The 13,308-nt window shown below is 63.3% G+C and carries 13 protein-coding genes; 6 read left to right on the plus strand and 7 right to left on the minus strand.

Features of this window, described 5'->3' with window-relative positions:
- Nucleotides 1-91: 91 nt before the first annotated feature.
- The 3 genes from HNQ95_RS32570 to htpX all read right to left on the minus strand — a co-directional run bounded on the left by HNQ95_RS32570 (nt 92) and on the right by htpX (nt 4,321).
- A complete protein-coding gene (locus HNQ95_RS32570; protein WP_182576183.1) occupies nt 92-1,813 on the minus strand; it encodes a heparinase II/III family protein in 1,722 nt (573 codons plus the stop codon).
- Nucleotides 1,814-1,904: 91 nt separating this feature from the next.
- Nucleotides 1,905-3,308: an RsmB/NOP family class I SAM-dependent RNA methyltransferase gene (locus tag HNQ95_RS32575; RefSeq protein ID WP_312871092.1), complete on the minus strand. Its 1,404-nt coding sequence runs from the start codon at nt 3,306-3,308 to the stop codon at nt 1,905-1,907.
- Nucleotides 3,305-4,321, minus strand: a complete 1,017-nt coding sequence (gene htpX / locus HNQ95_RS32580) for a zinc metalloprotease HtpX (RefSeq protein WP_182576182.1) — start codon at nt 4,319-4,321, stop codon at nt 3,305-3,307. Before htpX ends, HNQ95_RS32575 begins: the two co-directional genes overlap by 4 nt.
- Nucleotides 4,322-4,427: 106 nt before the next feature.
- Between htpX and HNQ95_RS32585 the strand changes: the two genes are divergently transcribed.
- The 4 genes from HNQ95_RS32585 (at nt 4,428) to HNQ95_RS32600 (ending at nt 7,119) form a co-directional block, all read left to right on the plus strand.
- Nucleotides 4,428-4,640 (plus strand): DUF1674 domain-containing protein, encoded by a 213-nt coding sequence (locus HNQ95_RS32585; protein ID WP_067956515.1) that lies wholly within the window; start codon nt 4,428-4,430, stop codon nt 4,638-4,640.
- Between the two features lie 89 nt (nt 4,641-4,729).
- Entirely contained in the window at nt 4,730-4,996 is a 267-nt protein-coding gene (locus tag HNQ95_RS32590) for a PepSY domain-containing protein (protein ID WP_067956516.1), read from the plus strand.
- 61 nt (nt 4,997-5,057) lie between these two features.
- Complete coding sequence (locus HNQ95_RS32595; RefSeq protein WP_246341088.1) at nt 5,058-5,537, plus strand: thermonuclease family protein; 480 nt, start codon at nt 5,058-5,060, stop codon at nt 5,535-5,537.
- Nucleotides 5,538-5,754: 217 nt separating this feature from the next.
- A complete protein-coding gene (locus tag HNQ95_RS32600) occupies nt 5,755-7,119 on the plus strand; it encodes a pilus assembly protein (RefSeq protein WP_154386219.1) in 1,365 nt (454 codons plus the stop codon).
- A 282-nt stretch (nt 7,120-7,401) separates the two neighbouring features.
- Here HNQ95_RS32600 and HNQ95_RS32605 read toward each other — a convergent pair whose 3' ends face one another.
- From HNQ95_RS32605 to acs, 4 genes are all read right to left on the minus strand, one after another.
- A complete protein-coding gene (locus HNQ95_RS32605; protein WP_182576181.1) occupies nt 7,402-7,797 on the minus strand; it encodes a carboxymuconolactone decarboxylase family protein in 396 nt (131 codons plus the stop codon).
- Nucleotides 7,745-8,161, minus strand: coding sequence for a MerR family transcriptional regulator (locus HNQ95_RS32610; RefSeq protein WP_154386241.1), 417 nt, complete (start codon nt 8,159-8,161; stop codon nt 7,745-7,747). Before HNQ95_RS32610 ends, HNQ95_RS32605 begins: the two co-directional genes overlap by 53 nt.
- A 103-nt stretch (nt 8,162-8,264) precedes the next feature.
- On the minus strand, nt 8,265-9,089 hold the full coding sequence (locus HNQ95_RS32615; protein ID WP_182576180.1) for a creatininase family protein: 825 nt from the start codon (nt 9,087-9,089) through the stop codon (nt 8,265-8,267).
- A gap of 152 nt (nt 9,090-9,241) precedes the next feature.
- Nucleotides 9,242-11,197, minus strand: coding sequence for an acetate--CoA ligase (gene acs, locus HNQ95_RS32620; RefSeq protein WP_182576179.1), 1,956 nt, complete (start codon nt 11,195-11,197; stop codon nt 9,242-9,244).
- Between the two features lie 308 nt (nt 11,198-11,505).
- On the opposite strand from acs, the gene HNQ95_RS32625 reads away from it, so the two are divergent.
- On the plus strand, nt 11,506-11,781 hold the full coding sequence (locus HNQ95_RS32625; RefSeq protein ID WP_067956529.1) for an usg protein: 276 nt from the start codon (nt 11,506-11,508) through the stop codon (nt 11,779-11,781).
- A 205-nt stretch (nt 11,782-11,986) separates the two neighbouring features.
- Nucleotides 11,987-13,087 (plus strand): branched-chain amino acid ABC transporter substrate-binding protein, encoded by a 1,101-nt coding sequence (locus tag HNQ95_RS32630; RefSeq protein ID WP_376769285.1) that lies wholly within the window; start codon nt 11,987-11,989, stop codon nt 13,085-13,087.
- Nucleotides 13,088-13,308: the final 221 nt, after the last annotated feature.

A 13,308-nucleotide genomic window follows, 5' to 3' on the forward strand; every position in this document is an offset into this window, starting at 1 on the left:
TCATTCGGGGAGCTCCACTGAAGGTTGGTTGGCTTCGCAACCCCAGCTTCTCAGTCCCTCCTCGAATGAACAACCTTCATAGCTTCGACAGCTAGCCGTCGAGGCGGCTGATGATGCGCGTGCGCGAGAACTGCCAATGCACCTCGGAGATTTCCGAAGCCTTGAACGACAGCACGATCTGGCGCGAGCGGCGGGGACCGCCGAGACCGGCGAAGTAGATCGATTCCTCGACCTCGGACCCAACATCAGGCGAGGTGAAGACCCAGGTGTCGATGTCAGGCCCCGTCAACACCAGTCGCTCCTTCTGGTCACGGAACAGTTGGACGTCGGGATGGACGTGGAAGCGGATGGTGACGAGATCGCGGCCATCATTCTTGATCGGCGTCTTGCCTGCACGAAGGATGCGGTCGCAGCCCGACAGGATGCTGCCGCCGGCCGACAGGCTCAGCTCGCGCTCGTGATGGAGGCCGAAGCGCTGGGCGTAGCCGTCATGGCGGGCGACGAAGCCATGGATGCCGGGTTTGTCCAAGCGCTGGGTCGGCACCGATTTCGGTCCGCCAAAAAGCGGGCTGCCGAGCACGCCGCTGACGCGTTGCGAATGGGCGAAGCTGGCCGACGAGGTGTCGTTGATGGTGACGGTGGAGTGAGCCGCGGTGGCCCGCGCCAGCGGCCTGAGATCGGCTGCGCCATAGGTGTCGATGCCGGCGTTGACGATGTAGTGCTGGCGGCCCGACGACATCTCGAAGGCAAGGCAACCGGCATGGGCCTGGTTCGACACGTCGATCGGCGGTGCCGTGCCGGTGTCGGCAATCACCGTCGTGCCGCCCATGGCGAGGCGCTCGTAGCCGGAATGGGTGGCGTGCAGCGGCGGCGAGCCGGCGGTGTCGTCATGGCGCAGGATCGCCACGATGCGGTCATGGATGGTGGCGCCCATGCCGTTGAAGCGGGCGAGGCTGCCGTCCTGGTGGCGGAAGAAGCGCAGTGCCGGCAGCATGCGCTCGACGGCATTGATCAGCGCCAGCGGCGGCTGCTCGGCCTGGTTGGCGTAGGTGTGGCGCAGCGGCAAAAGGTCGGCGAGAATTTCGAGAACCGCCATCGGATTGCGCGAGATGTGCCCGCCGTCGGGCAGGATCTGGCGGTCGAGCTCCTCGGCGAGGTTGCGCGTGGCCGAGCGCAGCGCCGAGACAGGCGCCGGCAGCGACAATGCGGCGAAGGCGAGCGCAACACGGGCGCGGAGCCTGTCCTTGCCGTCGGGCATCTCGGGTGACATCGACCGGAGATAACGGATCTGCATTGCCAGCGAACGCAGGAAAGACCGGTAGAAGGCGAACTCGGCGCCCTGCAGCACGACCGAGGAGTGCTGCAGCCAGGCGATGACGCGCTTGGCGGTGGTTGCCGGTTCCCAGGCGATGCCGGAAATCCGGCTGCCATGCAGCGCGATCCAGTCTGACACCAGGGCGCGGGCGTTGGCGGCCGCCAGCTCGGTGCCGGCGGCGCGCATGTGGCGCAGCCAGCGGAAGCCATGCAGGCTGCGCTGCCAGCCGCGATTGGGCACGTCGATCAGGAAGGGCGACTGGCCGCCGGTCTCGACAAGATGGCCCGACAGCGGAAAGCGGCCATAGTAGATTTCGAGCGCGATCTGGGGATCGGCCAGGCGCAGATCCGGCGGCGCGATAAGCACGCGTTCGGGCGTGCGCCCGGAGTAGCGCCAGCTGTAGGCCGGCCCGGCGCGCAGGCGCCGGCGCGTCTTACGCCAGAACTCCTTGGCAACGAGAGCCCAAAGACGCGTCGTGTTGTCCGCCGCGATCGACAATACCCCTCCTGACGCAACCCCACGTCGTCACACAAATTAGGTTGTTTCAATGGCGGGCGCGAGGGTGAATTTTTCGTAAACGCCGTGTTGATCAGGCGATGCGTCGGAACCTTGCTGCAAAGAAGCCATCCAGGCCGGAGATGGCGGGATTGCCGATGTCGAGGCCAGCGGGCGTGGTGCGCAACAAGCCGGTGGCGGTGACGAAATCGTCGATGCCTGCGACCTCGCCTGTCCGAATCGGGTCAAGTTCGACCTTGGCCTTGTGATCGGCGAGGAAGCCGGCAACGAGCGCTTCGCCTTCCTCGGGATCAAGCGAGCAGTTGGAAAAGACAATTCTGCCGCCAGGTCTCACCAGCTTGACGGCGCGGTCGAGCAAAGCGCGCTGGACGCCGGCGAGCTTGGTGATGTCGGCAGGCGACTTGGTCCACAACACGTCGGGATGGCGGCGCACCGTGCCGGTGGACGAGCAGGGCGCGTCGAGCAGGACGGCATCGAACAGCTCGGCCGGCTCGTAAGTGAGAATGTCGGCATTGACCTTGTCGGCGTCGAGGCCAAGGCGCTCGAGATTGCCGGCAAGACGGGCGAGGCGGTTCTTCGAGGCTTCGACCGCTGTGACCCTGGCGCCGGTGAGCACGAGCTGTGCCGTCTTGCCGCCGGGGGCAGCGCAGAGGTCGGCGACGCGCTGGCCGGTGACGTCGCCGAACAACTTTGCCGGCAATGCGGCAGCGGCGTCCTGGACCCACCAGGCGCCTTCGGCGAAGCCCGGGAGTTCGGCGACGGGGCCGGAGAGGCGTTCGATACGGATCGTTCCGGTGGGCAGTACGGTGCCGCCCAGTTGCTCCGCCCACTTGGCCGGATCCGCCTTGGCGGTGAAATCGACCGGCGCCTCGATGCGATGCGCGGCGAGGATCAGCTTTGCCTGTTCGAGGCCGTAGGCCGCCGTCAAGCGCTCGACGAACCAGTCCGGCGCGTCACTTGTCGTTGCCAGTATTTCGGGCAGTTCGGCGTCCTTGGCACGCGCAAGGGTGCGCAGCACGCCATTGACCAGGCCGGAGAAGCGCACGGTGCGCGGGTCGGCCTTGGCGTGGGTGACGGCGAGGTCGACGGCGGCGCTGTCGGGTATGTCGAGGAACAGGATCTGGGCTGCCGCGACATGAAGGATGTGGGTGAGAACAGTCGCGTTGGCCGGCAACGGCTTTTCCAGCCGGCGCGCCAGCAATTTGGCGATGGTGACTCGATGACGAAGCGCGGTGGCCAGGATGGCGCGGACCAACCCGCGGTCACGCATGTCGAGCGCGCGGAACTGCGGGTGGCCGTGTTCGTGATCGGTCAGGCCGTCGAGTGGGGTCCCGGCGTCGATCGTCGCGGCAAGCAGGCGGGCGGCCGCCATGCGCGCAGCGATGCCGGGGACATCGGGAACGGTGGACGGGCGACTGCCCTTGGCATTGCCTGAGCGTGCGCGGTTTCGCTTGTCGTCGCGCTGACCGCCGCTCACGACCTCGGGCCTTTCGGCCCGGTCGGATTGCGGCCCCAGGGGCCGGACGGACGTGGCTGTTCGGGCGCCGCCTGCTCGGCAGGGCGACCGCCCCACGGACCCTGCGAGCCGGAAGGTGCCGAGGACTGCGCCGTCGGCTGGGGTGCCGTACGCTGGGCTGGACGACCGACACCCTCGTTCGCCATCGCCTGCAGGGCGGCGATGCGGTTTTCTGTATTGGGGTGGGTCGAGAAAAGATTGTCCATGCGCTCGCCGGATAGAGGATTGATAATGAAGAGGGGAGCCATCGCAGGATTGCGCTCGGCTTCGGGGTTGTGGATGCGTTCGACGTTGCGGGCGATCTTGTCAAGGGCCGAGGCGAGCCAGAGCGGATTGCCGCAGATCTCGGCGCCGCGCCTGTCGGCCGAATATTCGCGGGTCCGGCTGATCGCCATCTGCACCAGCATGGCGGCAAACGGCGCCACGATCATCGCCACCAGAACGCCGACGAAGCCGAGCGGATTGTTGTTGTCGCGGTTGCCACCGAAGAAGAAGGCGAAGTTGCCGAGCATCGAGATCGCGCCGGCAAGGGTCGCGGTAACGGTCATGATCAGCGTGTCGCGGTTTTCGATATGGGCGAGCTCGTGCGCCATCACGGCGGCGACTTCCTCATGGCTGAGGCGCTGCAACAGGCCGGTGGAAGCGGCGACGGCGGCATTTTCGGGATTCCGGCCGGTGGCAAAGGCGTTGGGCTGCGGGCTGTCGATCAGATAGACCCTGGGCATCGGCAGGCCGGCATTGGCGGCAAGGCCACGCACGATGGCGTAATATTCAGGTGCGTTGCGCTCGTCGACCTCGATGGCATTGTTCATGCGCAGGACCAACTTGTCGGAATTCCAGTAGCTGAACAGGTTCATGCCTGCAGCGATCAGGAAGGCGATGGTCATGCCGCCGGAGCCGCCGATCAGATAGCCGACGCCCATGAACAGCGCCGTCATGGTCGCCAGAAGCATCGCCGTCCGCATCATGTTCATCGTTCACTCCGTCCTTTTCCGCGCGCGCCAGGGTCGATCACGGCCGTGCGCTTCGCTATATGATGGGAGAGACGAGGGTGCGTTTCAATCATTTCCGAGGAATCCCATGGACGACGCCAAGCTGCAGACCGATCTGGAAACGCCTGCGCCAAGGCAGCTTTCGCCGGCGGCCAAGCGTGCGCTCGCCGAAGCGGAAGCGCGCCGCGAGGCCTACAAGGCCGAAGAAGCCAAGCTGCCGCGCGAGATCGGCGGCCGTGGAGGCAAGGAGCCCGGGCGCTATGGCGACTGGGAAATCAAGGGCCTGACCAGCGACTTCTGACGCGGTCGGGTCGGGTCTTCCTTGCACGACTGCGATGGAACCGAAATCGCGAGCCGGTCGTTCTCCAAGGGACCGTGCAAGGAGCTGCCATGACCAGGATGATTTCGGGACTCGCACTTGTTGTGCTGCTGGGTGCCGTGCCCGCGCAAGCGCAGACCAAGGAACCGGCGGTGCCGCCGCAGAATTCGCTCAAGCTGTCCGAGATCATCGCCAAGATCGAGCAGCGCGACCAGTTCCACTACATCTCCGAGATCGATTGGGAGAGCGAAGGCTATTACGACGTGACCTACTACACCTCCGACAAGGCCAAGGTGGAGATCAAGGTCGATCCTGTCAGCGGCGAGCCGAGGTTGTAGTTTCGCAACGCCTGCGCTCGGGCGTATTGCTCAATCGACGACATAGGAATAAATACCTTGAATGGATTCGAATCCGCTCAAGGTTATTTCGGTGCTGGTTTGTGTCGGCCTTGCCTCTCCCGTAGAAGCCAAACGGCGGGACAATTTCGCCGGGCCGGTCAGCGCGCGCGTCGTCGAGGTGATCGACGGCGACACGCTCCTGGCCGAGGCCGAGATCTGGCCCGGGCAGACGCTGCGGGTGAACATCCGCATTCGTGGCATCGACGCACCGGAGATGAAAAGCCGGTGCGTGGATGAACGAACCGCGGCACTGGCGGCACGAGCAGCCCTTGCCCGGCTTGTCGCTGAGGGTCCGATAAGTCTCTCCAATATCGGTGGCGCCAAATATTACGGCCGTGTGCTTGCCGACGTCAGCACCGGAGACGGTGAGGGGGTCGCCAAGGCAATGCTCGAAGACGGCTGGTGCGCGCTTATGGCGGCGGCAAGCGGGACAGCTGGTGTAGGTGACCCGATCTGGCACAGGCTCTGTGTGCCGAAGTGAGGCGGCGCCAGCGGTGCTGCCGTCACCATGGTGAATGAGCGGTAAACAAGCCCGCCAGTTTGCAAGCGGGTTAACCCCACATTCACCATGTGGATCACTGATCTCAATGAAAATCAATGACTTGATGCGGTGATGCCGCCGTGCCCGGCTGAATGGGCGGCTGCGGCCGATTTCCTGCTTTGCCCTTGCCAGAGGCACACAGGCGGCGGGGCAGGACATGCGGAAATTTCAGGCACTGGCACGGGCGGCAAGGCGTTTCACCGGAGACAGCAGCGGCAACTTTGCCATTCTTGGCGGCGTCACCATTTCCATTCTCGCCATGGCAGCCGGCTACGGCATCAACACCGCGCAGTTGTTCAACGTGAAGTCGGGTCTGTCGCAGGCGGTTGATGCCGCGGTGACGTCGACCGCCCGCGATCTGACGACCGGCAAGATCAAGCTCGAGGATGCGGACGCCACAGTCCGGGCCTTTCTCGAGGCCAATGCTGGCCGTCTGCTGGCGCCGGGCGAAAAGGTCGTGTTGAACAAGGTGACAGTCGACAAGCTCGCCGGCACGGTGGAGGCGTCGGCCTACATCGACGTCAATGTGTTCTTCCCGTTGTTCGGCACGTCCAACCGTCAGCGTGTCGCGGCGTCGACGGCGTCACTCTATTCCGACAAGCGCATCGAAGTGGCGATGATGCTCGATGTCACCAAGTCGATGGACGGTCAGAAGATCAAGGATCTGAAGACGGCGGCAAAGAATGCGGTCGACAGCTTCCTGAAGGGGGAGAAGACGCCGTCAGGCGACCCGCGCGTGCGCATGTCGCTGGTCCCCTACGCAAACTCCGTCAACACAGGCGATCTGGCGTCAAGCTCTGTCTTCGTGGAGCGTAGTAAGGCGGACCGCAAACAAGCGCCTGCCAATACCGACGCGAAGGCGGTTTCGAGCTCGACGCGTCCCGACAACTGCGCCACCGAGCGCAAGGGGTTTTACCAGTACACCGATGCGGGGCCTGACTTGGCGATGGTCAATCGCGATTTTCTGATCGACGCCTATTCCGAAAACTACGACACCCCCGCCTGCCCTGGCGCGAAGGTGGTGCCGCTCACCGATGACGGCAAGAAGCTCAAGACCGAGATCGAGGCTTTCGTTGCCAATGGCGGCACCGCCGGGCATATCGGCATTCAGTGGGCCTGGTACACCTTGTCCGAGAACTGGGCCGGTGTCTTTCAGAAGTCGGAGCGGCCGGAGAAGGCCGATCCCGAGAAGGTCGCAAAGTTCGCCATCCTGATGACCGACGGCGAATTCAACCTGTCGTACGCGGATGCCTCCAAATGGCAGGATGCCTACAATGCGAGTGGCAAGACCGCCACCCGCACCGCAGCCAAGACGCTATGCGAAGAGATGCGCAAGAAGGGCATCGAGATTTTCACCATCGGCTTCAAGCTCGACACCGCGGCTGCGAAGAAGACCATGAAAGACTGTGCTTCGCCAGACGGTGTGGTGAAGCGTTATTTCGAGACCTCGAACGGCAAGGAACTCGATACCGCTTTTCAGACAATCGCTCAGAACATCGAGCGGCTGGTGCTGACCAAATAGCAGGACGGTATGCGCCGAAAGGAAAAAGGCCGCCCTTCTTGCGAAGAGGCGGCCTTTCCGTGTTTCCGTCCATGGCGCGGCTCAGGCTGTTACCAGCCGCGCATCTCGCGCCTTAACGGGAAGACTGCTTCCCGAAAGGGCAATCCGCTGAGGCCACGTTCTGGAAAACGAAATCACTCGACATCGGATCACCTCCTTTCAGTTCGTTGAACACTCGAAGAAGGTGGGGTCTTTCCATCGATTTGGCAAGTGCGACCATGGCACTAGACCATTGGTACGACATCATGCTGCGAGACTGTGCTTTTCCTGGAACACCTCGCGTGCGGCGAACAGGCCGTTGAGGGCCGCCGGAAAGCCGGCATAGACCGCCATCTGCATGATGGTCTCGACGATCTCGTCGCGGCTCAAACCGACATTCAGTCCCGCCTGGATATGCACCTTGAGCTGCGGCGCAGCATTGCCGAGCGCGGTCAGGGCGGCGATCGTTGCGATCTCGCGCGACCTCAAGTCGAGGCCGGGGCGTGAATAGATGTCGCCGAACGGAAACTCGATGATGTAGCGGGCGAAATCGGGGGCAATGTCGGCGAGAGAATCGACGACCTTCCGGCCGCTTTCGCCGTCGATGTCAGAGAGTGCGCGCGTGCCGCGCTCGAAGCGGCTTTCGTTGTTGTTGTCCATTGGTCTCGATCCTTTGTTCTGCATCGGCGTAGCCCGATATCTTGGCGTCGAGAACGAGGAGGTTGGCCTGAAGATCGGCGACATTGGCCAGGACCTTGTCGCGGTGCCTTTCCAGCAGGAGGCGACGCTCGGCTTCGCTAGCCTCACCCTGCTGGCGAAGCCGGGCATAACGCAGCATCTCGCGGATCGGCATGCCGGTGGACTTGAGCCGGCCGAGGAACTCGATCCAGGTGAGGATCGAGGCGTCATAGTCGCGTTGCCCCGAGGCGTCCTTGTCGGCCACGGGCAACAGCCCGATCTGCTCGTAGTAGCGGATCGTGTAAGCGGTCAAACCGCTGCGCCTGGCAAGCTCACCGATCTTCATCATCAACCTTGTCTCGTTACGACGCTCGCGATGCTAGGTGTTCGAGCGCACTCTAAGTCAAGGCCTGTCCTTCATGCCTGCCGGGCGCGGGCGCTTTGCCTGCTCAGTCGGCGCGTCCGGCGCGCGTGTCGAGCCCGCGACCCGGCCGCCAGACAGCGTCAGGCTTGGTCCACAGCACCGGGTCGACGATCAGCTTGGCGAGTTCGCGCGCCTGCAGATCAAGGAAGCGCTCGCCCTTCTCGGCCGTGCCCTTGGCCGGAACGCCCCATGTGCCGGTATTGGGCGCGCGCTCGGAGAACGAGTAGAAGCGATGGGCACCATGCGGCGCCTCGTTCTTGCCGGCCTCGTTGGTGAAGGCCAACTCGAATTTGTCCGGTTTCACCGTGTCGGGCGAGATCGCCAGCATCACTGACGCCTCGCCTTCGCAGGCATGCTTGGGACCGTTGTCGGTCTCGAACAATGCTGCCGTCTCCGCCGGCGCCAGCATCCAGGGCGTGGTGTAGACGATCGGCATAGCGAACTCGACGGCAAGCTCGCGTGTCGACATCGCCAGCGGGTCGATGTTGCCGCCATGGCCGTTGACGATCAGCAACCGGGTAAAGCCGATAGCCTTCAGCGACCGGACGATCGATTTCAGCACATGGAAATAGGCGGTGTAGTCGAGGCTGATCGTGCCGCCGAACGGTAGATGGTGTTCGCTCATGCCAAGCCAGAGGCCGGGCAGCACGGCGAGAGGCACCTCATCGGCGACCAGGCGCGCGCCGCGCCGGGCGGCGGCCTCGGCGCTGGCCGTGTCGGTAATGACAGGCAGATGCGGGCCATGCTGCTCCAGTGAGCCGACCGGCAGGATCGCCATGGCGTTGCCGCGCGCGGCGATCTCGCGCAGGTCCGGCGCGGTCATGCGCGCCCACTCAACTTCTCGTGCCATCTGGCAGCTCCTCTCAGGAATTTTCGTATAGGAAAATTCTTTTTCTGATGCGAGGAGTTGTCAATAGGTGACTGCGAGCAGTCATTGGACCAGCGGTCCGTGCATCGCCGAAGCAAAACCCCCGCATCGGTGATGCGGGGGTTGGAGGTTCATCAGGCCCGCTTGTTCTGGCGGTTGGCGACGAGGTCGTCGACGACGGCCGGATCGGCCAGCGTCGAGGTGTCGCCGAGCGCGCCGAAATCGTCCTCGGCGATCTTGCGCAGGATGCGGCGCATGATCTTGCCCGAGCGGGTCTTGGGCAGGCCCGGCGCAAACTGGATCTTGTCGGGCGAAGCGATGGCACCGATCTCCTTGCGGACATGGGCGACGAGCTCCTTGCGCAGGTCCTCGGTCGCCTCGATGCCCGACATCAGCGTGACATAGCTGTAGATGCCCTGGCCCTTGATGTCGTGCGGGTAACCGACGACGGCGGCTTCCGAAACCTTGTCGTGGCTGACCAGTGCCGACTCGACCTCTGCGGTGCCCATGCGGTGACCCGAGACGTTGATGACGTCGTCGACTCGGCCGGTGATCCAGTAGTAGCCGTCGGCGTCACGGCGGCAGCCGTCACCGGTGAAATACTTGCCCTTGTAGGTGGCGAAATAGGTCTGGATGAAGCGTTCGTGGTCGCCATAGACGGTGCGCATCTGACCCGGCCAGGAATCGGTGATGCAGAGATTGCCGTCGGCGGCACCCTCGAGCACATTGCCTTCGTTGTCGACGAGCTCCGGCTTGACGCCGAAGAACGGCCGCGTCGCCGAGCCCGGCTTGAGGTCGGTTGCACCAGGCAGCGGCGTGATCAGGATGCCGCCGGTCTCGGTCTGCCACCAGGTGTCGACGATCGGCACCTTCTTGTCGCCGACGACGTTGTAATACCACTCCCAGGCTTCCGGATTGATCGGCTCGCCGACCGAACCCAGAACGCGCAGGCTCTTGCGCGAAGCCTTCTTCACATGCTCGTCGCCGGCGCCCATCAAAGCGCGGATGGCGGTGGGGGCGGTGTAGAAGATGTTGACCTTGTGCTTGTCGACGACGTCCCAGAAGCGTGAGGCGCTGGGGTAATTGGGCACACCCTCGAACATCAGCGTGGTGGCGCCGTTGGCGAGCGGGCCATAGACGATGTAGCTGTGGCCGGTGACCCAGCCGACATCGGCCGTGCACCAGTAGATATCGCCGTCATGGTAGTCGAAGACATATTGGTGGGTCATCGAGGCGTAGACGAGATAGCCGCCGGTGGTGTGCAGCACGCCCTTGGGCTTGCCGGTCGAACCCGAGGTGTAGAGGATGAACAACGGATCCTCGGCCTTCATCTTCTCGGGCTTGCATTCGGCTTTCACCGAGCGGACCTCGTCGTGGTACCAGTGGTCGCGGCCGGGCGCCCAGCCGACCTTGCCGCCGGTGCGGCGCACCACCAGCACGTCCTTGACCATGACATGATGCTTGGCGGCAATGTCGATTGCCTTGTCGGTGTTTTCCTTGAGCGGGATCGCCTTGCCGCCACGCAGGCCCTCATCAGCGGTGATGACGAAGGTCGATTCGCAGTCGACGATGCGTCCGGCCAGCGCATCGGGCGAGAAGCCGCCGAAGACGATCGAATGGATGGCGCCGATGCGGGTGCAGGCCAGCATCGCATAGGCAGCCTCGGGGATCATCGGCATGTAGATGGTGACGCGGTCGCCCTTCTTGACGCCGTGCTTCTTCATCACGTTGGCGAGGCGGCAGACATGCTCGTAGAGCTCGTTGTAGGTGATCTTCTTGTCGTCGTAAGGGTTGTCGCCTTCCCAGATGATGGCGGTCTGGTTGCCGCGCTTCTTCAGGTGGCGGTCGATGCAATTGTAGGAGACGTTGGTCAGGCCGTCCTCGAACCACTTGATCGACACCTTGCCGTCGAAGGAGGTGTTCTTGACCTTGGTGTAGGGCTTGAACCAGTCGATGCGCTTGCCGTGCTTGCCCCAGAACTTGTCGGGGTTCTTGACGCTCTCGCCATACCATTTCAGGTAGGTATCGTTGTCGATCAGCGCATTCTTCTTCCACGCCGGCTGAACGCGGTGGACACGGACTTCGGACATTTCTCTCCCTTCCTCCCGGAAACGATCCGACGGCTCCTTGCGGCCGGCGGACGGCGGCGTTGGAGCCGCGTTGGCGCGCATTATTAGCAATTCGCGCCGCCTCACAATATTAGACCTTGGATTTGGCTGTGGTCTTTCCGTAGCGGCAAATCGCCGCCGCTATATAGCTATCAGCAATGGCTGAGGTCGAGTGCTAAAGTGCTGATTTCTTGGAACTATCATATGCGCATTCCGTTGTTTTAGCAGACGGTTAACCATCGCGGCGCAGACTTTGGCCGTGGAGGAGCTGTTCGATACGGAAGGCCAGCATGCGCGACGCTTCTGAACTGGAACTGATGCTCAAGGGCTACGGCCTGACCACGGCCGAAATCCTCTATCACCTGCCCGACCACCCACATGTGCTGCAGACATTCATCTGGCAGGACTACGACCTGGCGCCGAAATTTCCCGTCCTGTTCGGCTTCATCGAGTTCTGGCGGACAAAGCTGGAAGGCCCGCTGCACTCGGTGCACTACACCCACCGCAAGCTGATCGCGCCCAACGAATGGCGCAAGGTCGACGGCGAGTTCGTGCTGCTGCACTGAGCCTTCCCGTCGGTTCGCCTATCTCATTGATCGACAGCGATTTTTCACGCGATGACGGTCGCCTGCGCAAGGTTCTGGCACAAATCAATTGCGGCTTTTGCGGCGCTGGGCCGATTGCAGGACGCTCCCCGGGCCGCTATCCCGCCCTCCAGAGTTCCCGTCGAATCCTTGAGATCGGCGGGTATAAGGGAGAACCACGATGAACATGAAGATCCTTGCGGGCGTCTCGCTCGCCGCGCTGATGGCCTTCGGCTCCGCCGCGCATGCCGACATCACCATCGGCCTCGTCGCCCCGCTGACCGGTCCGGTCGCCGCCTATGGCGACCAGGTCAAGAACGGCGCCCAGGCTGCCGTCGATGTCATCAATGAAAAGGGTGGCATCCTCGGCGAGAAGATCGTGCTGAAGCTTGCCGACGATGCCGGCGATCCAAAGCAGGGCGTCTCGGCTGCCAACCTGCTGGTTGGCGAAGGCGTGAAATATGTCGTTGGCCCGGTGACTTCGGGCGTTGCGATCCCGGCTTCGGACGTCTTTGCCGAAAACGGCATCCTGATGGTGACGCCGACGGCAACCGCGCCGGACCTGACCGCACGCGGCCTGACCAATGTGCTGCGCACCTGCGGCCGTGACGACCAGCAGGCCGAAGTTGCCGCTGCCTACGTGCTCAAGAACATGAAGGACAAGCGCGTCGCCGTGATCGACGACAAGGGCACCTACGGCAAGGGCCTGGCCGAAGCCTTCAAGAAGGCGATCAATGCCGGCGGTCTCACCGAAGTGCAGCAGAACTCGCTCAACCCGGGCGAAAAGGACCTGTCGGCACTGATCACCCGTCTCAAGGCCGACAATGCCGAAGTCATCTACTTCGGCGGCTATCACCCCGAGGGTGGCCTTCTGGCGCGCCAGCTGAAGGACGGTGGCGTCAACGCCGTCATCATCGGCGGCGAAGGCCTGTCGAACACCGAGTTCTGGGCGATCGGCAACGAAGCCGCTGCCGGCACGCTGTTCACCAATGCGACCGACGCACTGAAGAACCCGGCCTCGGCCGAGGCGGTCAAGGTTCTGACCGACAAGGGCATTCCCGCCGAGGCGTTCACCCTCAACGCCTATGCTGCCGTCGAGGTGCTGAAGGCCGGCATCGAAAAGGCCGGCAAGGCCGACGACGCCGCAGCTGTTGCCGCCGCGCTCAAGTCGGGCGAGCCGATCTCCACCGCCATCGGCAACCTGACTTATGGCGAAACCGGCGACCTGACTTCGCCGAGCTTCTCGCTGTTCAAGTGGGAAGGCGGCAAGATCGTCGCCGCGGAGTAACTTCCGGGCTAGGCAGAAACGAAAAGGCCGGGATGCAGATCCCGGCCTCAGACTGCTGACAAACCCCGTCGAATTTCGGCGGGGTTTTGTTTTGTGGGTTGATTGAGCTTTTTTGGATTGATGTCGGGGGGGCAGATGCCAAGGCCGTTGCGAGCCGGCTTTGGCCTCATGCGAGGCTTGGTTCTGGCTTTGGCCAGAGGCTGATTGCGATCTTTTTCATG

This window comes from Aminobacter ciceronei (assembly GCF_014138625.1).
Lineage (GTDB): Bacteria > Pseudomonadota > Alphaproteobacteria > Rhizobiales > Rhizobiaceae > Aminobacter > Aminobacter ciceronei.